Source organism: Streptomyces sp. NPDC033178, assembly GCF_055577685.1.
Genome location: NZ_JBVIPT010000007.1, coordinates 135,854 through 160,115, shown reverse-complemented (window position 1 = coordinate 160,115; position 24,262 = coordinate 135,854). Strand labels below are relative to the sequence as shown.

The 24,262-nt window shown below is 71.7% G+C and carries 19 protein-coding genes; 10 read left to right on the top strand and 9 right to left on the bottom strand.

Annotated features, from left to right (window positions below):
• Window positions 1-74 precede the first annotated feature (74 nt).
• Window positions 75-1,046 (bottom strand): carbohydrate-binding protein, encoded by a 972-nt coding sequence (locus ACZ5VQ_RS19250; protein ID WP_469105928.1) that lies wholly within the window; start codon window positions 1,044-1,046, stop codon window positions 75-77.
• 118 nt (window positions 1,047-1,164) lie between these two features.
• On the bottom strand, window positions 1,165-2,847 hold the full coding sequence (gene cdgB / locus ACZ5VQ_RS19245; RefSeq protein ID WP_469105927.1) for a diguanylate cyclase CdgB: 1,683 nt from the start codon (window positions 2,845-2,847) through the stop codon (window positions 1,165-1,167).
• 390 nt (window positions 2,848-3,237) lie between these two features.
• On the opposite strand from cdgB, the gene ACZ5VQ_RS19240 reads away from it, so the two are divergent.
• Window positions 3,238-3,801 (top strand): flavin reductase family protein, encoded by a 564-nt coding sequence (locus ACZ5VQ_RS19240; protein WP_469105926.1) that lies wholly within the window; start codon window positions 3,238-3,240, stop codon window positions 3,799-3,801.
• Window positions 3,802-3,843: 42 nt separating this feature from the next.
• Here the strand turns inward: ACZ5VQ_RS19240 and ACZ5VQ_RS19235 are convergent, their stop codons facing one another.
• Together ACZ5VQ_RS19235 and arfB are read right to left on the bottom strand one after the other, a co-directional pair.
• On the bottom strand, window positions 3,844-4,713 hold the full coding sequence (locus ACZ5VQ_RS19235) for a sigma-70 family RNA polymerase sigma factor (protein ID WP_469106133.1): 870 nt from the start codon (window positions 4,711-4,713) through the stop codon (window positions 3,844-3,846).
• A 276-nt stretch (window positions 4,714-4,989) separates the two neighbouring features.
• Complete coding sequence (gene arfB / locus ACZ5VQ_RS19230) at window positions 4,990-5,418, bottom strand: alternative ribosome rescue aminoacyl-tRNA hydrolase ArfB (RefSeq protein ID WP_454352213.1); 429 nt, start codon at window positions 5,416-5,418, stop codon at window positions 4,990-4,992.
• Between the two features lie 241 nt (window positions 5,419-5,659).
• Here arfB and ACZ5VQ_RS19225 point away from each other — a divergent pair, with 241 nt between their 5' ends.
• Together ACZ5VQ_RS19225 and ACZ5VQ_RS19220 are read left to right on the top strand one after the other, a co-directional pair.
• Window positions 5,660-6,235: a TerD family protein gene (locus tag ACZ5VQ_RS19225; protein WP_306938732.1), complete on the top strand. Its 576-nt coding sequence runs from the start codon at window positions 5,660-5,662 to the stop codon at window positions 6,233-6,235.
• A 118-nt stretch (window positions 6,236-6,353) separates the two neighbouring features.
• Entirely contained in the window at window positions 6,354-6,869 is a 516-nt protein-coding gene (locus ACZ5VQ_RS19220; protein WP_469105925.1) for a GNAT family N-acetyltransferase, read from the top strand.
• A gap of 48 nt (window positions 6,870-6,917) precedes the next feature.
• Here ACZ5VQ_RS19220 and ACZ5VQ_RS19215 read toward each other — a convergent pair whose 3' ends face one another.
• Window positions 6,918-8,330 (bottom strand): M1 family metallopeptidase, encoded by a 1,413-nt coding sequence (locus tag ACZ5VQ_RS19215; protein ID WP_469105924.1) that lies wholly within the window; start codon window positions 8,328-8,330, stop codon window positions 6,918-6,920.
• 37 nt (window positions 8,331-8,367) lie between these two features.
• Here ACZ5VQ_RS19215 and ACZ5VQ_RS19210 point away from each other — a divergent pair, with 37 nt between their 5' ends.
• Complete coding sequence (locus ACZ5VQ_RS19210; RefSeq protein WP_143639596.1) at window positions 8,368-8,868, top strand: hypothetical protein; 501 nt, start codon at window positions 8,368-8,370, stop codon at window positions 8,866-8,868.
• A 286-nt stretch (window positions 8,869-9,154) separates the two neighbouring features.
• On the opposite strand, the gene ACZ5VQ_RS19205 is transcribed toward ACZ5VQ_RS19210, so the two are convergent.
• Window positions 9,155-9,850, bottom strand: a complete 696-nt coding sequence (locus ACZ5VQ_RS19205) for a pentapeptide repeat-containing protein (protein ID WP_362086860.1) — start codon at window positions 9,848-9,850, stop codon at window positions 9,155-9,157.
• A gap of 160 nt (window positions 9,851-10,010) precedes the next feature.
• Here ACZ5VQ_RS19205 and ACZ5VQ_RS19200 point away from each other — a divergent pair, with 160 nt between their 5' ends.
• Window positions 10,011-11,201 carry an FAD-dependent oxidoreductase gene (locus tag ACZ5VQ_RS19200; protein WP_469105923.1) on the top strand — a complete coding sequence of 397 codons (1,191 nt, stop codon included), beginning with the start codon at window positions 10,011-10,013 and terminating at the stop codon, window positions 11,199-11,201.
• Between the two features lie 151 nt (window positions 11,202-11,352).
• Window positions 11,353-12,363 (top strand): zinc-binding dehydrogenase, encoded by a 1,011-nt coding sequence (locus tag ACZ5VQ_RS19195; RefSeq protein ID WP_469105922.1) that lies wholly within the window; start codon window positions 11,353-11,355, stop codon window positions 12,361-12,363.
• A 27-nt stretch (window positions 12,364-12,390) separates the two neighbouring features.
• Here ACZ5VQ_RS19195 and ACZ5VQ_RS19190 read toward each other — a convergent pair whose 3' ends face one another.
• Window positions 12,391-12,873: a GNAT family N-acetyltransferase gene (locus ACZ5VQ_RS19190; protein WP_469105921.1), complete on the bottom strand. Its 483-nt coding sequence runs from the start codon at window positions 12,871-12,873 to the stop codon at window positions 12,391-12,393.
• A 119-nt stretch (window positions 12,874-12,992) separates the two neighbouring features.
• A complete protein-coding gene (locus ACZ5VQ_RS19185; RefSeq protein WP_469105920.1) occupies window positions 12,993-13,823 on the bottom strand; it encodes an aminoglycoside phosphotransferase family protein in 831 nt (276 codons plus the stop codon).
• Window positions 13,824-13,893: 70 nt separating this feature from the next.
• On the opposite strand from ACZ5VQ_RS19185, the gene ACZ5VQ_RS19180 reads away from it, so the two are divergent.
• The 3 genes from ACZ5VQ_RS19180 to ACZ5VQ_RS19170 all read left to right on the top strand — a co-directional run bounded on the left by ACZ5VQ_RS19180 (window position 13,894) and on the right by ACZ5VQ_RS19170 (window position 18,079).
• Window positions 13,894-15,360 carry an NAD(P)/FAD-dependent oxidoreductase gene (locus tag ACZ5VQ_RS19180; protein WP_469105919.1) on the top strand — a complete coding sequence of 489 codons (1,467 nt, stop codon included), beginning with the start codon at window positions 13,894-13,896 and terminating at the stop codon, window positions 15,358-15,360.
• Between the two features lie 15 nt (window positions 15,361-15,375).
• On the top strand, window positions 15,376-16,107 hold the full coding sequence (locus tag ACZ5VQ_RS19175; RefSeq protein ID WP_469105918.1) for an alpha/beta hydrolase: 732 nt from the start codon (window positions 15,376-15,378) through the stop codon (window positions 16,105-16,107).
• Between the two features lie 577 nt (window positions 16,108-16,684).
• Window positions 16,685-18,079: an EamA family transporter gene (locus ACZ5VQ_RS19170; RefSeq protein ID WP_469105917.1), complete on the top strand. Its 1,395-nt coding sequence runs from the start codon at window positions 16,685-16,687 to the stop codon at window positions 18,077-18,079.
• Here ACZ5VQ_RS19170 and ACZ5VQ_RS19165 read toward each other — a convergent pair.
• Window positions 18,076-21,090 carry a helix-turn-helix transcriptional regulator gene (locus tag ACZ5VQ_RS19165; protein ID WP_469105916.1) on the bottom strand — a complete coding sequence of 1,005 codons (3,015 nt, stop codon included), beginning with the start codon at window positions 21,088-21,090 and terminating at the stop codon, window positions 18,076-18,078. The genes ACZ5VQ_RS19170 and ACZ5VQ_RS19165 overlap by 4 nt on opposite strands.
• A 198-nt stretch (window positions 21,091-21,288) precedes the next feature.
• Between ACZ5VQ_RS19165 and ACZ5VQ_RS19160 the strand changes: the two genes are divergently transcribed.
• Window positions 21,289-24,237 (top strand): AAA family ATPase, encoded by a 2,949-nt coding sequence (locus ACZ5VQ_RS19160; protein WP_469105915.1) that lies wholly within the window; start codon window positions 21,289-21,291, stop codon window positions 24,235-24,237.
• The last annotated feature ends 25 nt before the right edge of the window (window positions 24,238-24,262 follow it).

The following is a 24,262-nucleotide window of genomic DNA, read 5'->3' as shown; positions in this document are numbered from 1 at the left end:
TGTCGGCTGCGGGGCGGTGGGGGCTCGGCGCGCAGTTCCCCGCGCCCCCTGAAAGACTGCACCCCTGCGGGGCGCTAGTCCTTGACCTGGCCCGCCTTGAGGCGGAGCTGGTCCAGTAGGACGTTGCAGTCGTCGCCCTGTTGGCAGGAGATGGAGATGGTGTTGGTGCCCTTGGTGAGGGTGGGCCAGGAGTAGGTCTCGGTCCAGCCCTTCTCCCACTCGTTGTCCTTGGCGCCCGTGAAGTTGCCGAGGTTCAGCTTGCTGCCGAACTCCTTGCCGTTCACGGTGAGCGTCATCTTGGCGTCCTTGCCGGCGACGCTGTACCGCGTGAAGACGGTGTAGGTGCCTGCCTTGGGGATGCCGTTGACGGTCCAGGTGACCTCCGCGCCGACCTGGTTCATGCCCGTCACATAGATGCCGCCGCCGGAGCTTGCGCCCTCCACGTCGGAGGCGGTCGTCACACCGGGGCCCAGCTTCAGGGCCTTCGCGTCGATCTCCGGCAGGTCGGCCGGGTCCGCGGCCTGCTTCGTCGGCTCCTTGCTCGGCTCGGCGCTGTCGACGGCCGACGGGGTCGAGCCCGTCGCCTCGCCGCCCTTGTCGTCGTCCGAGTCGCCGCCGAGCATGGCGATGCCGATGCCGACCACGACGGCCGCCACGACGGCGACGGCACCGATCAGCAGGCCCTTGGTGTTGGGACCGCGGCCCCGACCGCCGCCACCGTGGCCATGGCCCTGGTCGGGCAGCGGCTGGTACGTGGTGGGCTCGGCGCCGGGGAAGGCCTCGGGCGCCGCGTAGTTCGCGTTCGGCTGGCCGTGCGTCCCCTGCTGCTGGGGCACCTGTCCGTACTGCGCGGTGGGGGCGGTCGGCGCGGCGGGCTGGCCGTACTGGCGCTCACCGACCGGCCGGACCCTGTTGACCGAGCCGGGGTAGCCGTAGCCACCTCCGCCGCTCGGCGGCTGGGCTCCGGCGGCCTGCCCGTCGGCGTACAGATAGCCGAACGGGTCGTCGTCCTCGGGCGTGCTCGCGCCGTTGTTGCCGGGCGTCATCCCTAGGTCTCCTAGCGGGTGCGGTTCAGATGCGGTACTGGGGATCGAAAGGCGAGCCTACCCGCTTCCGCTGCCCCAAACGGGTGACTCAGCTCGCATCGCATCGCTGACCTGCGGATCAGCCCGCACGCCTGTGCGCTTTGGGACGAGACCGTTTCTCTATGTACATCCGCTCGTCGGCGGACTGCAGGACCTCGTCCGCCGTCATGCCGCAGTGTGCCCACCCGATACCGAAGCTGGCGCCGACCCGCATGGCCCGGCCGTCGACCCTGATGGGCTGGATGATCTCGTTTCTCAGGCGTACCGCGAGGTCCTGCGCGTCGGCGCGGCCGAGGCCGTCGGCGAGCACCACGAACTCGTCGCCGCCGAGCCGCGCGACCGTGTCCCCGTCGCGCACGGCGCCGCCGAGCCGCCGGGCCACCTCGATCAGCACCGAGTCGCCGGCGTTGTGCCCGAAGCGGTCGTTGATCGACTTGAAGCCGTCGAGGTCGCAGAAGAGGACCGCGAGCCCCTTCGTCCCGTCGTCCCGCTCGCCCTCAGGGGCGACGGTGTGCACATGGTGGTCGTAGGCGTCGAACGCCTCGGGGCCCGGCCGGTAGTCGAAGCCGTGCCCGTTCGCGTCGTACACGCCGACCGCGGTGTGCTCGGCCGGCCCGTGCCCGTACGCGGCGTCGATGGTGTCGACCACGCCGGGCTCGATCGCCGCGGGCCGCGCGCACAGCCGGGCGCCGAGCCGGGAGCGCAGCTCGGCGGAGTTGGGGAGACCGGTGAGCGAGTCGTGCGAGGCCCGGTGGGCGAGCTGCAGCTCGCGGCGCTTGCGGTCCTCGATGTCCTCGACGTGGGTGAGCAGGAACCGCGGCCCGTCGGCGGCGTCCGCGACCACGCTGTTGCGCAGCGACACCCAGAGGTACGTACCGTCGCGGCGACAGAGTCTGAGTTCGGCGCGCCCGCCCTCGGCGGAGGTCCGCAACAGGGTGCCGATGTCCTCGGGATGGACGAGGTCGGAGAAGGAGTAGCGGCGCATCGAGGAGGCGGGGCGGCCCAGGAGGCGGCACAGGGCGTCGTTCGTGCGCAGGATCCGGCCGTGCTGGTCGCCACCCATCTCGGCGATCGCCATGCCGGACGGGGCGTACTCGAAGGCCTGCCGGAAGCTCTCTTCACTGGCGCGCAGCGCCTGCTGCTCCCGCTCCAGGCGGACCAGCGCGCGCTGCATATTGGCTCGTAGACGCGCGTTGCTGATGGCGATGGCGGCCTGGAACGCGTACATCTGCAGGGCCTCGCGACCCCAGGCGCCGGGGTGCCGGCCGTTGCGCGGCCGGTCCACGGACAGGACGCCGATCAGCTCGCCGCAGGAGCCACCGGGGACTCCCGGGGTGTACATGGGCGCGAAGAGGCGGTCGGCGGGGTGCCACTCGTCCTCGAAGCGCGGTGCGGGTCCGTCGGTGTACCACTGCGGGACGTCGTCCTCGTCGAGGACCCAGCCCTCCGTGTGCGGTATGAAGCGCAGATCGCCCCACGCCTCGCCCATGGTGAGCCGACGATCCCAGGAGGTGCGGGAGCCGACCCGTCCGGCGATGAGCGCCTCGGCGGCGGAGTTCCCGGCGAGGGCGGCGACCACGAGGTCACCGTCGGGCTGTACGAGGTTGACGCAGGCGAGTTCGTAGCCGAGGCCGGTCACGACGCCGTCGGCGACGGTCTGCAGCGTGTCGGCCAGGCTGCGGGCCGTGTTCATGTCCGCCATGACCTGATGCAGCTGCCGCAGGGTCGCAAGACGGACGTACGGCTCCGACTCGCTCTCCATGCTCGCTCTCCCCGAGACGCTCGACAGCAACTCCAGAGTTATCCAGGCTTCTCGTCGGTACTCATCGCCTACTGGTCACTCACCGGCCGCCTGCCGGCCGGTCCCACTGATCGCCTACTGCTCGCAGCGTCCCCGCCACTGAATCACAGCGCGCTGCCCACTCGGTACACAGGGTCAACAAAATATGGCACCTGTGACTCAAGTCACAGGTGAAGATGAACAATTGAGTAGAGTTTCTGTGTTTTCGCCGTGCGTTTACTGAACGCAAATTGGTGGGATATGTGCGCGCGCCTGGTAGGAGGCACAAGTCACACTCCTTCCCCGGTCCTAGGACCCGGTTCGGCCCCTGGCCCGATGTGTCGCACGGACGCCGGAGAATAGCGTCTTCCCGTGCTGAACACTCCCTCTGCCGCTCCTCCCGTCCCGCCCGTGCATGCTGAGGGGGTGAGCAACGACGAGTTCCGCGCCGCCATGTCCCGGCTGGCCGCGGGTGTGGTCCTGGTGACCGCGCACGAGCCGCAGCCGGACCCGGACGGCCCGAGCGGCGAGGACGTCGGCATGACAGCGACCTCGTTCATGTCCGTGTCCCTGGACCCGTCCCTCGTCATGGTCGGCCTGCGCGAGGGCTCCCGCATGGACGACCTGCTCGACGAACAGCCCCTGTGGGCCGTCTCCGTCCTCGCCGAGAGCCAGCGCCAGATCGCGGGCCGCTTCGCCATGAAGGGCCGTATCTCCGACCGTCTCCTCTTCGAGGACCTCCTGTGGGTACGCGGTGAGGCGTCCGGGGCCCCGCTGATCGGCGGCTCGCTGGCGACCCTGGAGTGCCGCACCGAACAGCGGGTGACCGCCGGGGACCACACGCTGGTCATCGGCCGGGTCCTGACGTCCTCGGCACCGAACGCGGAGGGCGGGCCGCTGACGTACTTCCGCGGCCGGTACCGGCAGTTGGGGTAACGGCCGCGGAAGTGGCGGCGGGTGGGGTGGCGGCGGTCCGCCTCACCCTTCCAGGAAGGTGACGTCGAGCCCGGCCAGCCGCTCCGGCTCGCGGACGATGTCGATCACCGCGATCCGGCCGTGCACGACTGTGAAGGACAGCACGCTGACCAGGCGCCCCTCCATGAGGCCCACGACGCCGACGGCCCCGTTGACCAGTGCGGGCCGCCCGACCGCGGCCAGCCGCCCGAACGTGATCGCGCCGGATGCCACGGCCGCCGCGCCGGTCGTCACACCGGCCCCGGACCGTGCCACCACATCCGGGTCGAGCACCGCGACGAGACCGTCGAAGTCACCGTCGCGCGCGGCGGCCAGGAACGCGTCCACGACCTCCCGCTGCCGGTCGGGATCGGCGTCGGGCGCGGGCGCGCCGCCCTGGACCCGGCGCCGCGCGCGGCTGGCGAGCTGACGGGTCGCGGCCGGTGAGCGCCCCACCACGGTCGCGACCTCGTCGAAGGGCACGGCGAACAGGTCGTGCAGCACGAAGGCGAGCCGCTCGGCCGGGCTCAGGGTCTCCAGGACGACGAGCAGGGCGAGACCCACCGAGTCGGCGAGCAGCGCCTCCTGCTCGGGGTCGCCCCCGCTGACGGGCGCGAGGACCGGCTCCGGCATCCGTACGCCCGGTAGCTCGCCCGGCCGCTCGTCCAGCGGCTCCTCGCGGCGCGTCCGGCGGGAGCGCAGCATGTCGAGACAGACCCGGCCGACCGCGGTCGTCAGCCAGCCGCCCAGGTTCACGACCTCAGCGGTGTCCGACCGGCTGAGCCTGAGCCAGGCCTCCTGAACGGCGTCGTCGGCCTCGGCGAGCGAACCGAGCATGCGGTAGGCGACGGCTCGCAGACGGGCACGGTGCGTTTCGAACCGCAGGGCGAGAATTTCGGTACCGTCCGCGCTCCCAAGGCCGCTCCCAAGGCTGCCGCGACGGCCGTTCGAGCCGTCGTTCCCACGGCTGTTCCTTTTGCCTTGCGGCCCGGCTTCCGACTTTCCTTCGGGCTTTTCTTTCGGTGTCGGAAATTCGTCCCCGCTCATGCGTCGCAACTCCTCTGCCACCGCTGTTTCCGCGCTCTTCCGCGGCCCGTCGATGAGTTGACGGACCACGGAGGGCGGATGTGACAGAGGACGCGGGTGCCGGGATCCAGGACGCGGGGGCCCTCAGGTCCAGTCGCGCCCGGAACGCCCCCGCTTCATGTCTCCGCGCTGCTTCTTCTCACGCAGCCGGCGCTCGTTGATCCCACGAGGGATGCGGGTGGCGCGGCGGGCCCGCGGCGGCGGGGCGGTGGCCTCGGCGAGCAGTGAGGCGAGCCGGACGGCCGCGGTCTCGCGGTTGCGCCACTGGGAGCGGTGCTCGGAGGAACGCACGCTGACGACACCGTCGACGAGCCGCCCGGCCAGCCTGGCGAGGGCCCGCTCCTTCCACACCGGCGGCAGCGCCTCCGTCTTCGCCAGGTCGAAGCGCAGTTCGACCTGGGAGTCGGAGGTGTTGACGTGCTGCCCGCCCGGCCCGGAGGACCGCGAGAAACGCCACATGAGCTCGGCCTCGGGCAGCGAGACGGAGCCACGGATGACGTAGGGACCGGACATGCCCCCATGGTCCCTTGCCCGTCCGGTCCACGTCACCCGTTTTTCGGCGCGCCGCCACACCCCTCCAGGAGGCCAGGTAAAGAAAGTAAAGAGGTGCGGAACCCTGGGGACCCCCTTCGGCGTTCATAGGGGTGCCGGTAGCTTCGTCCCGTACGAAGCCCGACGCGCAGGACCGCAGGACAGCACAACCGCAGGACCGCACGACCCGTACGTACGTCAAACGAGGGAAGGACTCCCAACAATGGCTGTAAGCCTGTCCAAGGGTGGCAACGTCTCGCTCACCAAGGAGGCTCCGGGCCTGACCGCCGTCACCGTGGGCCTCGGCTGGGACGTCCGCAGCACCACGGGTACCGACTTCGACCTGGACGCCTCGGCCATCGCGGTCAACCCCGAGGGCAAGGTCTACTCGGACGCCCACTTCGTCTTCTTCAACAACAAGCAGACCCCGGACCAGACCATCGTCCACACCGGCGACAACCGCACGGGTGAGGGCGCCGGCGACGACGAGGCGATCAACGTCAACCTGGCCGGCCTCCCGGCCGACGTCGACAAGATCGTCTTCCCGGTCTCCATCTACGACGCGGAGACCCGGTCGCAGAACTTCGGCCAGGTCCGCAACGCGTACATCCGCATCGTGAACCAGGCCGGCGGCACCGAGATCGCGCGCTACGACCTCTCGGAGGACGCGGCCACGGAGACGGCCATGGTCTTCGGCGAGCTGTACCGCAACGGCGCGGAGTGGAAGTTCCGCGCGGTCGGCCAGGGCTACGCGTCCGGCCTGACGGGCATCGCCCAGGACTTCGGCGTCAACGTCTGACGCCCGAACCCCGCCTGAACGGCAGCGGAGGAGCCCCCGATCCGGCACGCCCGGACCGGGGGCTCCTCCGCGTCCGCGCACCCCGCCCGCACGCCCTCGCCCGGCTAACCTGCCGCGAGTGATCATCGAAGCCCTCGCCCTCACGCCGGACCACGACCTCCCCGGCCCGCTCCTCACCGAACTCACCGCTCTCTACGCGTCGAACCACGAGTTCTACGCCCTCAGCGGCGAGTTCCCGGACCCGCACGACATCCGCCCGGAGCAAGTGGCAGCAGCTCTGGCCGACGAACTGACGAACCCGGACGTGGACGTCTTACTGGCCCGCGGCGCCGGCCGGCTCATCGCCGTGGCGATCACCCTCGCCCACCACCCCGACCCGGCCGACCCGGACCCCTGGATCGGCCTGCTGCTGGTGGACGCGGAACAGCAGGGCAAGGGATACGGCCGGCAGCTGGCGGCCCACATCGAGAACCGCTTCCGCGAGGCGGGCCGGGACGCCGTCCGCCTGGCCGCCCTCGACAACAACCCCGCGGCCCTCGCCTTCTGGACGACCATCGGCTACGAGACCATCGGCCACCGCAAGGACCGCCAACTGGGCCGCCCCTGCGCGGTACTGCGCAAGATCCTGCGCTAGCGAGCACCTGTTCCAGGCAAAACGCACGAGCAGCGCGAGAGGCTGATCTCAGGGCCTGTCCGGCTTGCCGTCCCCGTACAGCCAGTCCGTCCAGATCCGGGAGAAGTCCTTGTCCGGGGCCTTCTTCTCCACGTACGCCGTGAAGTCGTCCGTGTCCGCGTTGCCGTGGCGGCGGGTGGCGGCCCAGCCCTGGACGATGTCGTAGAAGGTGTCGTCGCCGACCTTCTGGCGGATCTTGTGCAGCACCATCCCGCCCCGCTCGTACACGGGACTGTCGGAGATACGGGCCGCGCTCGGGGGCTTCGCGGGTGGAAAGGCCCAGACGGCGTCGCTGTCCTCCCGGCTGTCGAAGTAGTCGCCCTCATACAGGGCATCGAAAACGTCCTGGGCCGAGTCACCGCCGTGGTCCTCCGCCCACAGCCACTCGGCGTACGTCGCGAAGCCCTCGTTCAGCCACATGTCCCGCCAGGTCTTCGGGGTGACGGAGTTCCCGTACCACTGGTGGGCCAGCTCATGGACGAGCAGCTCGACACTCGGGGCCCCGGGAAACACGGGCCGGTTCTGTGTCTCCAGCGCATACCCCGCGTCGTCCTCCCGCTCGACGATCGCCCCCACCGACGAGAAGGGATACGCCCCGAAATTCAGCTCGGCCCATTTCATGACCTCGGGAATGCGACCGAGCACCTCGCGGCTCGCCTTCGCCTGAGTGGGATCCACGGCCACATACACCGGCAGCCCGTGCGGCCCCTTCGACCAGCGCACCTCGTACTCCCCGACCGCGACCGTCGCCACATACGAGGCCATCGGCTCCCCCACGTGCCAGGCGAACGACGTACGCCCCCGCCTCGTCACCTCACTCCGCAGCTCACCGTTGGACACGGCCTTCAGCCCCTCGGGCACGGTGACCGTGATGTCGTACGTGGCCTTGTCGCTCGGATGATGGTTCCCGGGGAACCAGGCCATGGACCCGGTCGGCTCCCCCAGCCCGAGGGCACCGTCCTCCGTCCGCAGCCAGCCCTCCTCCGAACCGTCCGGATCGGTGATCGTCTCCGGCGAACCGGAGTAGCGAACGACCGTGGTGAACACGGACCCCTCATCAAGATCGTCACGCGGCCGGACGACCAACTCCTGCCCTCCACTGCGGTTGAAGCGCGCGGCCTCCCCCGCCACCTCCACCGACTCGACCTTCATCCCCTTGAAATCAAGATCGAACGCACTCAGATCCTGCTCCGCCCGAGCCGTGATCTCCGCCTTCCCCGCCAGCCGACGCGCCTCCGGCTCGTACTCAAGGCTCAGGACGTAGTGCGTGACGTCGTACCCCCCGTTCCCGGCCTTGGGAAAATACGGATCCCGCACCCCGGGCGCACCCGCCCTCCCCTTCACCCCTCCGTCACAGCCGACGAGAGCGAGCACGAGCAGAACGGCGACGGTCGCTGGACCAACGGGCACAGATCGGGGCACGACGGTGATCCTAAGACGACGTGACACCATCACCCACGTGCTCGACATCGGCTACGCCCTCTCCGCCCGGTTCCCGGATCCCCCGCAGACCGACTACCGCCGCGCGGACGTCCACGCCCTCCGCCACGACCTCTTCTGCGGGGACGTCTATCTCGCCGACACGAAGGCGGACCGCGAGCTGTCCACAGGCTGGGGATGGGTGCCCGTACTCGACTTCGCGTGGGCCCTGTGCGACATCGTCGAGCAACTCGACAAGGACCCTCTCGGCAGCCGCGCCTCCCGCCCCCAGCGCGCCGAACTCGACTTCACCGAGTCCACCGACCGCATGCTCTTCGAGCGCCGCTTCGGCTGGGTCGACATCGAGTCCGACTGGATGCCCGGTGACGAGCCCCCGCTCACCTTCTCCCACGCCGAACTCCGCCGCGAGGCCCGCGACTTCCTGCACGACCTCCTGGCCGACCTCACCGACCTCCACGAGGCGCTCCGCGAAAACCCGGCGATCTGGAGTCTTGAGGCCCGCTTCCCCAGGTTGCCGTAGCTCTCAGCGTGCCGCCCCTGGAGGCTCCGCCCCCAGACCCCCATCGGCCTGAACGGCCTCGTCCTCAAACGCCGGACGGGCTGAGTGTGCTCGGCGCCGCATACACACGGGAGTGGGCCGTGCCGCAGCCGCCGAACTCACGGGCGCGGGCCGTGCCGGTACGTCGAAAGCCCGCCGCGTACGGCTCCTCCAGGAGGCGGGACCCTCAAAACCGCGGCCGTATACCCGGAGGCGGCGGGCTCGACGTACCGGCACGGACCGCGCCCCACCCCACCGGCCGGCGCGCTCAGACCTCCACCCCCACCACCCGAACTCCCATCTCCGCCGCGAACACCCCCGCCAGATCCATCAACTGAGCCGGACTGATCACGGCCCCCGCCAACCGCTCGACGCCCCGCGTGAACGACACCTCAGCCGCCCGCCGCAGATCGACGTCCACGAGCGTCGCCCCGCTGAGGTCCGCCCCCTTCAGTACGCAGTCCACGAACTCCACCCGCTCCAGCCGGGCACCCCCGAAGTCCGGCTCGACGAGCACACACCCCTCGAACACGACATCCCTCAGGCGGGCCTCCCGCAGATTCAGGTAGTCGATCTTCCCCCCGCGCACGACGACCCGCTCCAGCACGGCCCCGTGCCACTGGACCCCACCCAGCCGGGCATCGACAACCTCCACGTCCCGGAAGGTCGAAGACCCAAGATCCGTACCCACCCCCCGGATCCCGCTCAGCACGGAGTCCAGCACCCGCGCCCCGTGCAGCCGCGTCTCGTCCACCGCGCACCCCGTCAGCGCACAGTCCATGAACCGCGCACCCCCACCGTCCTGCCCCACGAAGTCGACGTCGCTGAACCGCAGCCCGTCATAGTCCCCGTCGGGCTCCAGCTCCCCACCCCCAAAGGGCTCAAGCGGCGGCAACCGCACCTCGGGCCGCCGAGCCGCCTTGACCCCCGCCCCGGCCTTCGCCTTCGCCACGTTCCTCACCATGCCCCCCATCCTGCACCCACCCACTGACAACCCACTTGACCAGCCAGAACACCCCCCGATGTCACATTCCGACGCCTCCGAGGAGTCATAGAGGAGAGGAACCGCCCAACGGACCCCAGGCACCCGGAACGCAGCCCCGGACCAGAGGAGACCCAAGCCCATGCACCGCACGCACCGCACGCACCGCATCACAGTCGTCGGCGGCGGCTTCGCCGGCCTCACCGCGGCCATCACCGCCGCGGAAGCAGGCGCCAAGGTCACCGTGTACGAAGCCCATCACACCCTCGGCGGCCGAGCCCGCACCGCCGAGGGCCCGTACAGGACGAACGAGGGCCCCCACGCCCTCTACAAGGGCGGCCCCCACTGGACCTGGCTCAGCCAACGCGACCTGATCGGCGAACTCGCCCCGCTCCCACCCCTGGAGGCCGCCCGCCTCCGCCTCCGCCACAAGGGCGCACTCCGCCGCACCCCACCGTTCGCGATGCTCAAACTCCTCCGCCGCACAGCCGAACAGGCCCCCGTGGACCAGGATTTCAAGACCTGGGCAACCAACATCGCGGGCGAGGAAGGCGCGACCGCGGCAGCCCACTACTCCGCCGTCGCCGTCTTCCACCACGACCCGGGCGCCCTCTCCGCCGCGTTCGTGCAGGAACGCCTGCGCCGAGCGACAAAGCTGCCCCCCGAGGCGCACTACCCGCGCGGCGGCTGGGCGAGCGTGATCGACAGGATGGCGGCCCGGGCCTGGAACCTCGGCGTACGAGTGGAAACCCTGGCCCGCGTCAGCGAACTCCCGGGCGACCACGGCCCGGTCGTCGTCGCCACCTCCCTCGACGCCGCCCGCAACCTGCTCAAGGACAGCTCCCTGACCTGGACGAGCGGCCGAACGGCCCTGATCGACCTGGCGGTCCGTACCCGCAGGGGCGACGCGTTCGCCGTCTCCGACCTCGACGCACCGGGCTGGATCGAGCGGTTCACGGCCCAGGACCGCACGCTCGCCCCGGCCGGCGAACAGCTCCTCCAGGGCCAGATCCCGTTCGCCCCGCACGAGTCCCGCGCGAACGGCGTCGCCCGCGCCGAGGAACTCCTCGACCTGGCCTTCCCGGCCTGGCGCGATCGCGTGACGTACCGCCGCGAGGCGCTCGCGAACGGCCGCACCGGCGCGGTGGACCTGCCTGGTACGAGCTGGCGCGACCGCCCCCGCATCGACCGGGGCAACGACGTCTACCTGGCGGGCGACCAGGTCGCGGCCCCCGGCGTGCTCTCCGAGGTGTCGTTCAACAGCGCGCTGGAAGCGGTGTCGCTGGCACTGGGCAGCCGAACCAGGTCGAGCCTTGACCTGAAGCACGCTTGAGGTTGAAAGCTGATGACAGCCCACCGCGCCACCACCCCAATCCCCAACCCCAAACCGAGCCCAACCCCAACCCGAGCCCGAGCCCGAACCCCAGAACCGACAGCCCCACCCACCCCACTCGCGCCCCACCCCGCCCCACCCAAGGAGCACCATGCAAGCCATCCGTCTCCACACCTTCGGCCCGGCCGAGAACCTCACGTACGAGCGAACGGACGCCCCCCGCCCGGCCCCCGGCCAGGTCCGCATCCAGGTCGCCGCCGCGGGCGTACACCTCCTGGACACGGCGATCCGGGCGGGCATCAAGGGCCCGCTCCCCGAGCTGCCCGCGCTTCCCACGATCCCCGGCCGCGAGGTCGCCGGCACGGTCGAGTCCCTCGGCGAGGGAGTCGCCGCCCTCTGGCTCGGCAAGCGCGTCGTGGCCCACCTGGGCTTCAACCCGGGCGGCTACGCCGAACTGGCCGTCACGGACGTGGACCGGCTCCACGAGATCCCCGCGAACCTGGACTTCGCAGCGGCCGTCGCGATGATCGGCACGGGCCGTACGACGATGGGGATCCTCCAGTTCGCCGACCTCACCCCCGACTCCGTTGCCGTGATCCCGGCCGCGGCGGGCGGCATCGGCACCCTCCTCGTGCAGTACGCGAAGCACGCGGGCGCCACCGTGATCGGCCTGGCGGGAGGCCCCGAGAAGGTGGCACGGGTCGAGAAGAACGGCGCGGACCTGGCCGTCGACTACAAGGACCCGAACTGGCCGGACCAGGTGAGGCGGTTCCTCGGCGACCGCCCGGCCACGATCGTCCTGGACGGCGTGGGGGGCGACACGGCCCGCAAGTCGGTGGCCCTGCTTTCCGCCCCGGGCACAACCACGACCCCGCACACGCCCGACGCCAGACACCTGGTCTTCGGCTGGTCGGGCGCCGGCCTGCACGACGGCACCCCGTACCTCGTCGAGGGAGTCTCCGAATCGGTCCTCGGCCCCGTGATGATGCGGAAGACCGGCGGCCCCGACCCCGTCCGCACCCTGGAGCTCCGCGCCCTCGCCGAGGCCGCCGAAGGCCGCCTCACCCCGGCCGTCCAGCGCTTCCCGCTCGCGCAGGCGGCTGCCGCACACAGGGCCCTGGAAACCCGGGACACCATCGGCAAGGTGGTCCTGGAACCGTGACCCCGCCCAACCCTCCGCCGTCGCCCCTCAGCGTCGGGCGCCCCGCCCCAACTCCGCGAGCGCCCCGTCCGTGAGCCGGTACACCGTCCACTCGTCCTGTGTCCGGGCCCCCAACGCCTCGTAGAAGTCGATGGACGGCTTGTTCCAGTTGAGGACGGACCACTCCAGCCGCTCGTACCCACGCTCCACACAGATCCGTGCCAGCTCCCCGAGCAGCGCCTTCCCGTACCCACCGCCCCGCGCCTGCGGCCGTACGTACAGGTCCTCCAGGTAGATCCCGTGCACGCCGCGCCAGGTCGAGAAGTTGAGGAACCACAGCGCGAAACCGACCGGCTCGCCGTCCGCCGACTCCGCGATGTGCGCGAACGCGGCCGGCCGCTCCCCGAAGAGCGCCTCGCGCAACTGCTCCTCGGTGGCTCCGGCCTCCTCCAACGCCTTCTCGTACTCGGCCAGTTCACGGACCATGGAGTGGATCACGGGCACGTCTGCGGGAGTCGCCGTACGAATCATGCGGGCAGGCTACGACAGCGCTGCCGCCGGCCAGAGCCAATATTCCGGCGGCCGACCGGAGCCGACGCCCAAGCCCCGGCCCCGCCCCAGGACCCCAGCTCCCAGGCCCGAGCCCCGCCTCAACGCCCGAGCAACTCCCGCGCGATGCCGACCTGCTCGGCGTCCAGCCCCTCCCCCTCCTCCACCTGCCACAACGAGTTCTGCAGTACCCGCCCGAGCGTCCAGGCCCGTGCCCTCTCCCGGTCGAGACCCAGCGTCTCCGTCAGCAGATCGAAGCGGCGCGTCAGCTGCCCCTCCTCGCAGCGGTTCCAGAGCGCGGGCAGCAGCTCGAAGCCCGGGTCTCCCGCCAGGGGCTTCGGGTCGATGACGAGCCACGGTTCGCGCTCGGCCGCCAGGACGTTCTCGAAGTGCAGATCCCAGTGCAGCAGCCGGTCACCGGGCTCGCCCGCGACCTCGCGCAGGGCCGCCGCGCAGTCCGCGAGCAGCCGCCGGTCGCCCTCGTCGCCTTTCCCCTCAAGGGACGTGAGGACGGCCGGCAACCGCTCGAACATGCCCGCGACGACCCCGTCCAGCCGCCGCAGCCCCTCCGGCGCCGGCACGGCCGTGAGCCGGGCCAGCAGCTCCGCGAGGATCGTGGTGGCCTTCATCACGTCCGGCACGGCATCCAGCGGCCGCCCCTCGTCTAGCCGTTCGAGCAGCAGGGTGCCCGTCTCCACGTCCTCGTCCAGCAGCCGCACGACGCCGTCGCCGCCCCAGGTCCGCAGGGCGAGGCCCTCGCCCACGGTCTCTTCGTCCACGTCCTGGAGCTTCAGCGCGGCCCGCGTGCCGTCCCCGAGCACCACCGGCAGCACGACCGAGACCTGCCCGCTCATGGGCGTCCCCTCCTGCCGCAGCCCCCACCGCTCCAGGAACTCCTCGCCCCGCTCCAGCAGCCGCGCATACCGAACCATGACCATCACCTCACGTAACCATGGAATCCGAAGGAGACACCCGCCACCCCGAGAAGCTAACGTCCCGCGCATGAGCAGCACGGAGAACGCGGACCGCGGGACCGACCCGGCACGCGCGGCGCACGCGCCCCGCACCGCCGACGGGCCCCGCACCGTAGTCAACGGCGGCATATCGTTCTGGTACGCGCAGGACGGACTCCCCACGCCCCGTGAGCCCCTCCCCGGGGACACGAGTGCCGATGTGGTGATCGTGGGCGGCGGCTACACGGGCCTGTGGACCGCGTACTACCTGAAGAAGGCCGCGCCCTTCCTGCGGATCACGGTCCTGGAGCAGCGGTTCTGCGGCTACGGGGCGTCCGGCCGCAACGGCGGCTGGCTCTACAACGGCATCGCGGGCCGCGACCGGTACGCGCGCCTGCACGGCCACGAGGCCGCCGTACGCCTCCAGGCGGCCATGAACGCCACGGTCGCCGAGGTCGTGCGGGTCACCGAGGAAGAGCACATCGACGCGGACGTCCACCGGGGCGGCGTACTCGAAGTCGCCTGCACACCGGCCCAGTTGGCCCGCCTGAAAGCCTTCCACGAGACGGAGCTCTCGTACGGGGAGAAGGACCGCGAGCTGTACGGCGCGCGCGAGACCGCCGAGCGGATCCGGGTCGCGGACGCGGTCGGCTCGACCTGGACCCCGCACGGCGCCCGGCTGCACCCCGTCAAGCTGCTCAAGGGGCTGGCCGCGGCCGTCGAGGCGCTCGGCGTCACGATCCACGAGTCGACGCCCGTCACCGAGATCAGACCCAAGCACGCCGTCACGCCGTACGGCACGGTCCGCGCCCCCTACGTCCTGCGCTGCACGGAGGGCTTCACGGCCTCCCTGAAGGGCCAGCGGCGGACCTGGCTCCCCATGAACTCCTCGATGATCGCCACCGAGCCGCTGACCGCCGAGCAGTGGGAGTCCGTCGGCTGGGAGGGCCGCGAGACCCTCGGTGACATGGCGCACGCGTACATGTACGCCCAGCGCACGGCCGACGACCGCATCGCGCTGGGCGGCCGCGGAGTCCCGTACCGCTTCGGTTCGCGCACGGACAACGACGGCCGTACGCAGGCGTCGACGGTCCGCGCCCTGCGGGAGATCCTCGTCCGGTTCTTCCCCCAGCTCTCGTCCGTCGCCGTGGCGCACGCCTGGTCGGGCGTCCTCGGTGTCCCGCGCGACTGGTGCGCCACGGTCACCCTCGACCGCTCCACGGGCCTCGGCTGGGCCGGCGGCTATGTGGGCTCCGGTGTCGCCACGGCCAACCTCGCCGCCCGCACCCTCCGGGACCTGATCCAGAGGGATTCCGGCCAATCGGGGGCGACCGACCTCACCACCCTCCCCTGGGTCGAACACAAGGTCCGCAAGTGGGAACCGGAGCCTTTCCGCTGGCTCGGGGTACACGGCATGTACGCGACGTATCGAGCCGCCGACCGCCGCGAACTCACCACCCATGCCGCACAGTCGTCCCGGATCGCGCGTATCGCCGACCGGGTCGCGGGCCGCTGAGACAAGGGGAACCCCATGAGCACCGCAGTCATGGACACGGTCCGTTACTCCTCCGACGGTCAGCTCCTCGACATCCATCGCGCCGCCGCCCCGGACGCCCCGACGGTTCTGCTCTGGCACGGGCGCGGCCCGGCCGAGCGGGACGTCCTGGGCGCCCTGGCCGCGGAGGTGGCCCGCCTCGGCGCCACCGTCATAGTCCCCGACTGGCACCCGGACGCCCCCGACGGCGGCCGCCCCCACCTGGCGGCGTCCCTCCGCTTCACCTGGGACTTCGTACGGGACCCGGCGGAGGTCGTCCTCGTCGGCTGGTCGCTCGGCGGCCGGGCCGCGATGGCGACGGCCCTGCGCCCCGACCCGCCGGAGGGCTGGCGCCCGGCCGCCGTGGTCGGCATCGCCGCCCGCTACAACCAGCCCGAGCCGCTGCTCGGCCTGCCCTCTCCGATGGCCGTCTGTGCCTCCGCCCCGCCGCTGCCCATCCATCTGGTGCACGGCACGGCGGACCGGGTCTGCGACTTCGCCAACGCCCACGAGTTCCAGGCCGTCCTGGCCGCCTGTGGCCGCCCCGCGCCCCTCACGGTGCTCACCACGGACCACTCGGGCGCGGTCATGGCCGAATACGCCTCCGAACTCGGCCGCTGCCGCCCCGCGCACTCGGGAAGCGCCCACCGCGAGGGCCTGCGCACGGCCCGCGTCATCGCGGAGGCGGCGGGCCTGCGCACGCGGGAGGGCCACCAGGTCAGCGGGTGACCCGTACCCCGTGGAACACCGACAGCGCGGTCGCGGTCGCCCGGATCGTTCTGTCGCGGTAAGAGATGCCCCCGCCGCGCAGCCGCCCGGCATTCCGGTCAGGCACCGCGGCGGGACATCGACGCCGGCACGACCTCGTTGAATTTCATTGCCCGCCAGTCCGCTGAGCACTGCACAGACGGGCTGAATTCAGAGTGTGGTGAGCGCGAGGCGCGGTCGGAGATACCGCTGAACTCCGACTTCGGCGACGGCCTTTCCGGGCTGTTTCCCTCCCGGGTGACGAGTCGGCGACCCGGCCGTCCATCTCCGACCGACAAGCCTCTGAACAGCGTAAACATCCCCGCGACCGGTGCTACGGGCCCTCGGCGAACCGCGGCTGTTCCGGCCGGACAACTGCCCGGGGCAGTCATTTCCACCGCCCACGAAACGGGCGTCGAGCGGCTTTTGAACAAGGCGGGCGGGACGTCGACCGTCCCCTACAGTCCGTACCGCCAAGAGGCGGACCGATGGCTTCCCCCATGACAAGCGCATTCGGATCCGCCGTCCCCCCATGCTCGAATCGGGGTCAGCTCCGCGCGTGAAAACCAGAATCGATCCGCTGTCCATAGCCGCGATGGCGGTCGCCGTGGTTTCCATATCCGCCACCGCCCCGCTCACCGCCGCCGCCACCGCGTCGCCGCTCGCCATGGCGTTCTGGCGCAACGCCCTGGGCTTCGCCACCCTCGGGCCGTTCCTCCTGATACTGCGCCGCCGCGAGGTGGTGCGCGTCGTGCGTGGCGAGCGCGGGCTGCTGCGCCGGGAACAGTGGCGGCCCATGGTCTTCGGCTTCCTCGCGGCCACGGCACTCGCCCTCCATTTCGCGGCCTTCATGACGAGTACGCAGCTGACCTCGGTCGCCATGTCCACCGCGCTCGTCGCCACCCAGCCCGTCTGGCAGGCCCTCATCGCCGCGGGTCAGGGCGTCCGGGCATCCCGCAGGACCTGGGCGGGTCTGGCGCTCGCCGTGGTCGGAGCGGCCGCTGCCGCCGGTGTGGACATCCAGTCCGGCAGCCGTACGGCACTGCTGGGGGACCTGCTCGCCCTGGCCGGAGCCGTCGCCCAGGCCGCGTACGCCGCGCTGAGCGAGAAGTCGCGGGCGGACGTGAGCACACCCCTGTACTCGACGGTCACCTCGCTGGTCTGCGGTCTCGAACTCCTCGCCGCCTGCTGGCTGTTCGACATCCAGCTCACCGGTTTCGACAGGACCACACAACTGTCGCTGCTCGGGCTGCTCATCCTCCCGCAGCTGCTGGGGCTCGGCGCACTGAACTTCGTCCTCGGCAGGACGTCGGCGACGACGATGAGCGTCCTCCTGCTGCTGGAGACCCCGGTGGCCGCGCTCATGGCGTGGTCACTGATGGACCAGGGCGTCGCGGTCGCGACCGTCCCCGGGCTCCTGCTGATCATCATCGGCGTCACGGTGGTGGTGACGAGCGACAGCGGCGGAAAGCCCGTACCGCGGGAGGACGAACTGCGCGGGCCGCACGAACTCCACTGGCAGGACGAACAGCGCCGGCGGGACAACGCCGGTGCCGGAAGGCCCCCGTACCCGGCCTACGCCCCGCACTCGCACCCGCACCCGCACCCGTATCGGCATCCGCCTTTGCATACGTCCCAACTCCCGCCCGCAGTCGGCGTGTCCACCGTCGGAGAGCCGGCGGAGAACACACCGGCCCATGCCTTCGAGGCCCGGGCGGCCTTCGAGACCGCCCGGCCGACCACACCCCGGCGCCCACCGCTCGGGCCCAACGCCCGACGGGACCCCAGAGTCGACTGGGCACGCCGGCCCTATGACGAGAGCCCGACGATTCAGCTCAGCTATCACGGGGCGGGTGCGTTCGACACCATGTTCCTGGGCGGTCGGCCGCCCGAGGAGCCGAGACCGAACCCCGGGGAACCGAGGCCGGGCTTCGAGGGCGCCCAGGGTAGCTAGTGGCCCGGCACCAGACCTTGTCGCGCCAGGCTGCCGTCCAGCCAGGCCGCGGCCAGCTCCACCCGGGAACGGCAGCCCGTCCGCCGGAAGAGCCGCGAAAGCCGCTGCTCCACGGTCTTCTCGCTGCACGCCAGCCGGGCGGCGATCTGCCGGTTGGTGGACCCGTCGCTCACCATGCCGATCAGCCGCACCTCGCGATCGCTCAGCCCCGCCCGGGCCGCACGGCGCCTGGGGATCGACACGTTCCGCCGCCGCGCCGCAGCGCCGAGCAGGCTGCGGACGGGCCGTCCCATGCCCAGCGCATGCCCGCTCCGCGTCGCCTCGTCCAGCCACAACTGGGGGTCGTCGCCGACGTCCGTCAGGCACTGGCAACAGTCCACGCTCAGCGACAGGTCGACCCGCCGCTGCACCAACCGGTACGCGGCGAGCGCACTGTCCGCGTCGCCGTGCACCATCCCGCGGGCCACGAGCACCGCCTCGTACGTCATGGGCGAGGCGGCCTCCTCGTACAGCGCCTCCAACTCCTCCAACGTCCGCCGCGTCGCCTCCGGGCTGTCGCCCCGCACCGTGATCGACAGCATCCGCAGCAACACCCTGTCGAGGCCCGCGAGCAGCCCGCCCTCGCGCGCCCGCCGCACGTCGTGCCGGGCCGCCTCCAGGACCTCGTCCGTGGAAGCCCTGTCCGCAGAGGCCCTGTCTCCCGGGGCCTTGTCCGCCTGCCCCGACCAGTACCGGACGCCCAGTCGCACCCGGGCCACCAGCGGATGGCCGACCGAGTCCGGGATCAGGTCCAGCCACTCGCGGGCGCGGCCCAACTCCCCGCGCATGAGCTGGATCTCGGCCGCCAGAGCCCGGGCCAGTTGTCCGACGCCGACCGCGCGGCCCGACCGGCCCCGCGTCTCGATCCGGCGGGCGCACGACAGGGCGCTGTCCCAGTCCCCCGTCAGGTAGTCGCGCACCATGGAGTGGTACCGGACGGCGGTGCTCTCCCCCGCCGCGACGTACCGCTCACCGAGCACGGCCTCAAGAGCACCCGCCAGATCCCCGTACGCGGCGGCGTTCCGCAGCCCGTCCAGGGCCGCCTCGCCGAGGGCGTCCCCCGGCATGCCCTGCCGGGCCCGCTCGAACTCGGCGCCATCGCCCACGGCGGCGGCCAGCAGCCGCACTTCGGCGGACGACGGAACCGGCCCGGAATCGGGTCCGGGACCGGAGCCGGAGCCGGAGCCGGAGCCGGAGGCAGAAGCAGAGGCAGAGGCAGAGGCAGAGCCGGACTCCTGCGCGGCCGGCCCCGGCCGGAAGGTCGTCGGCGTGCTCGGGCCGATCGGGCCGATCGGGCCGATCCCGTATCGTCCGCCGACCGCCGCCAACACCGCGGCAGCGGGCACCCGTTCGAGCGCCGCACGGTAACGGGGGTCGGCGTCCCCGGCGTACGGGGACCGGTGCTCATGCAGTGCCGACAGCGCCCATGCCCGGGTGACCCATTCCAGACCGTCCCGGTCTCCCCGGTCTTTCCTGCCCTCCCGGTCGTCGCCGTGCGGCACGTCGAGACAGGCGAGCAGCGGCTCGACCAGCGCCAGTACGCCGATGTGGTCGGAGTGCCGCAGGCTCAGACCGGCGGACTCGTGCAGCACGCCGGGTGTTCTGGGGTCGTGCGGCGGCAGATGCCGCAACACCGAGCGGTAACTGCGAACCGCCCAGTCCTGGTTGAACCTGACACTGCTGCCGGCCGCGGCCAACAGCAGCGGCACCGCAAGGGTGTCGTCGAGCATCGCGCCGGCCGCCGCCACATGGCCGGCCAGTCGCGGCCGCCGGGTCCCCGCCGCGGTGGCGCCCAGCCGGTCCGTCACCAGTCTGGTGATCGTGGCGTGCAGCGAGCGCACCTCGCCGCGGGCGGGCAGCGTCCGCAGCGCCGCCGCGAGCGCAGGGACGGCGAACTCGATCCGGCCGCCCTGACCGACCGTCACCACTCGGTCCCCGACCAGCTTGTCCACCGTACGGCCGACGGCTTCGAGCGGTCCGTCCGGCCACTTCACGCGGTGCAGGTCCTCAAGCCGTACCTCGGCCTGCTCGACCAGACCGGCGAGTACGGCCGCCGCCCCGACCGTCCCGGCGTCCGGTAACGCGTCCGGCCAGCAGAGCCGGCCCAGTTCCGCGGCGTCCGCCCTGAGCCGCAGCCCGCCCTCCGGCACGGTCAGGCACACCCGGCCGTCGAGTTCGAGCAGGCCGCCGCGCTCCGCCAGCGAGGCGAGCACCGACAGCACGGCGGCCGGGGTGCCTGCCAGCGGGCCCAGCGAAGCCAGCACCGCCGTCACCAGGTCGGGCTCGACGGGACGGCCCAGCCGCCGCTCGATCAGCGCGCCGACATCGGCCGACGACAGCGGCGGCAGTTCGAGCACCCGGTCGGCCGCCGCGGACAGCTGCGCGGCGGTGGCGTGCCCCGGGCTCATCGGCCGGGCGGCCATCACCACCGGCACGCCCGCCGGGCGGAACGTACGCAGCAACAGCCCGAGCGCGGAAACCGTCCGGGCCGGCATCCGCTCGGTGTTGTCGAGGATCAGGGCGAAGGGGACCTCACGAGCCGCGTCCGCCAGCACCTCGCCCAGGGCGGACAGCAGGGCCACTTCACCGCCGGGGCCGGTGGCCCGCGCCTGCACCCGGCGTACCGCGGCGATGCGCGCGGGGAGCCGGCCGTCCTGGACCTTGGCGAGTACGCCGCAGACGGCGTCCGTGAGAGCGGCGGTACCGTCCGCCGGGCCCTCGCCGGATTCCCAGCCGCACCTCAGAACCCTGCCGCCCTCCTGGACCACCGTCTGCCGCGCCTGTTCCAGCACGGCGGTCTTGCCGGTTCCGGCGCCACCGGTGACGAGCAGGGTCCGAACCGCGGCACCGGTGGTGCGTCCGGCGGTGAGTCCGGTGGCGTGACCGGTGGCGTGACCGGTGGTGCGTAACGCCTCGGCCACGTCCTCGACTTCGCCGTGCCGGCCGACGAGAAGTGAAGGGTGCTGCTGCACGTCGACTCCCTGTTTTCCCTTTTTCTCCATGCCGAACTGCTTCATGAGAATTGGAGTCGTCCGAATGTCCGAACAGGTCAACTTTTTATGCCGAGTTTGCCATGATTGCAGGCGCTGGTCCGGGGCCCGTCCGTCGGGTCGGTCCGAGGCGGGCGCCGCCCGCCGGTACGTGATTCCTCGAAGGTTGCGGTGGAGAAAGTGGCTGCTCGGACAGACACCGAGTTGGTCTTCGGCGGCACGGCCGCACGGTTCCACAGCCCCGGCGGGGACCTGCTCGGCCGGACAGCCGAGTCGGAAGAGACCGACCGCGGCCTCCGCGATCCGTCCGGGCCACGCCTGGTGCTCGTCCGCGGCGAACGGGGCATCGGACGCACCGTGTTCGCGCACGCCACCGCCGAGCGACTGCGCGCGGGAGGAATGGCGGGAGGCATCGCGGTCCTGCCGGTCGCCTGCGTCCCCGGCGACGGCGAACACCCTCAACTGCTGGCGCTGCGACTGGTCATGGCCCTGGAGGAACACCGGTCCGCCACGACGAAACGCAAGCCGGCACAGAAGCCGGCCTCGGAAGCGCTGTCCGCGATGAAGCGCGGCGACCGGACAGCGATGGCCGAAGCACTCGTCGCCGCTCTGGCGCGACCGACCCCCGCGGTCGTACTCGTCGACGACGCCCACCATGCCGACGCCGAATCCCTCGCCCTGCTCGACGAGGTCGAATTCGACCGGGTCCCGCCCGGCATCCGGCTGTTGCTCACAGCTGTCCGGCACACCGCGCCGTACGGCACACCCCCGTCCCCCGGCCACACCGTGGACCGGCTCGCCACCGTGGACCGGCTCGCCCACAACCGGGCGGCACACACGATCACCCTGCCGCGCCTCACCCCGGACGACGCCACCGCCATGGTGGCGCAGCGCCTGCGTTCGGCACCCGACGCCGACCTGATGCGACGCCTCCACGAGCTGAGCCGCGGTGTCCCCGGCGCGCTGGACGCCCTCCTCGTCGAATGGACGGCACAGAACGCGATACGCACGGCCGACGGCCACGCCTTCCTCGGCACCGGTGCGCCGGTACCGCTGCTGCCGGACCACGACCGGTACGTCGCGGCGCTGCATGCGCTGGAAGAACCCTGTGGAACGGTGGCCACGGCGCTCAGCATCCTGTGGCCGCTCGGCCGACCGGCCGCCACCCTCGTCGCCTCGTCGACCGGGCTGCCCGCCGAGTCCGTCACCGACGGCATCCGCACCCTGGTCGACGAGGGCATCCTCGACGAACTGCCCGGCCGGGACCCCGCCTCCGCGTCACGCGGCTGGACCTTCCGCGTCCCGCTGCTGGCACACACCGTCCGGGAACGACTGGGCCCCGTGAAGCGCAGCCACTTGTCCGCGGCCGCGGTGGAGGCGCTGTGGGCGGGCGGGAAGCCGGGGCGCACCGGTGCCACCCCGGAGGACCCCCCGGTCTCGGCGCTCCTCGAAGAGGCGGACGCGCAGACCTACCTCCCCGACCGGATCGCCGACGCCGGCTTCCTGGTCGACCGCGACCGCGCGGTGACGGAACTGACCGCCGCCGCACGATCGCTGTACCCCGACCTCGAACGCCGGGGAATGCTGCGGTGGCACATGGGAGCCGTCCGCCTCATCGAGGAGCAGTACGCCCGCGACCTCGCCATACTGCGGTCCGGCCAGGCCGCCTTCGGCTGCGGCGACCACCGGACGGCCCGGACGGCGGCCGAATGGCTCGTGTGCGGCCCCGCCGAGGGCCTCGACGCACAGGCGGTCCACGAGGCCGCCACCCTGCTGGTGGCATCCGCGGCCGCCGAACAGGACTGGCCGGCCCTGTCCCGCATGGGCACCGCACTCTGGTGGGAGGGACTGCCGCTGTCCGCCATGGCCACCGTCTCCGGCCGCGTCCAGGCACTGTGGCAGCTGGAGAAGTGGCAGGAGGCACTGGCCCTCATGCTGCAGACCGAACGCGTATGGCAGGCCACCCCGGGCAGTCGCGCCCTGCTGGAACTCTTCCGCAGGGTCGCGGAGTACGTACTGGGCCGCCCGGAACGGTTCACCCGCGCACTGGCCCAGCCGGAGGAACCGGACCTGCCTCCGAACAAGGCGTTCGCGTTCAACATCGCCACGTTCGACGTACTGCTCGGAATCGGCGACCTGCGAGGTGCGGCGAACCTGCTGTCCACCCGGCGGATGCACCTCGAACTCCTCCCCCAGCACAACCGGTTCCTCTGGCACCACCTCAACGGACAGTGGGACGAGGCACTAGCTCTGGCACGTCGGCTCCTGGTCGACGGCGGGGTCCTGAACGTGGTCCCCGGACACCACCTGCTCCCCGCCCGCACGGCGGCCATCCTCCTCGCCCAGGGACGCACCACCAGCGCGGACCGCCTGATCAGCAGCGTGCGCGGGCCGGCGAACGGGCCGCTGGAACACATCCTGGACCACGCCGAGGCCGAGGTGCTGCGAACCCTGGGCGAGCTCGGCCGGGCAGAGGAAGTACTCCGGCGCGGCCTCCGCGCGGCAGACGAACGCGGCTCCTTCTACGGCACCGACGAACTGCTGGCCTCACTCGCCGAGGTACACGCGGAAGCGGGACACCAGGACCGGGCGACGGCCTGCCTGGACCGCCTCGACCGGACGGCCGAGCAGATGAACAGCGGCCGGACGCGGCTCCTGCACCTGCTGACGTCGGGAAAGATCCTGGGCCCGGACTCCCCGGAGGCCCGCAAGCACCTGCACGAGGCGGTCGACCTGGCCCGCTCCCGCAGCCAGCCGTTCGAAACGGCGGTCACGCTCCTGGCCGCCGTACGCGCGAACGCGGCACCGGCACCCCTGCTGCACGAGGCGTACGAACGCTTCGGCGAGCTGGGTGCCACGCTGTGGCGCTTCCACACCAGGACCGCGATGCGCGAGGCCGGCCTGACCGTACCCGGCCGCAGACAGGCCACGTCGGAGAACGAGCACCTGCTGGCCACCCTGCTCGCCGAGGGACTCACCAACCGCCGGATCGCGGGCGTACTGCGGCTCAGCGAGGACGCGGTCGCGAACCGCCTGTCCCGGTTGTTCGCACGCACCGGAATGCGCTCCCGCACAGAGGTGGTCACAGCGGTACTCACGGGCACCCCGATGACGACGGACCACCACTGACCCCTCCCCCCACTCATGCCAGATT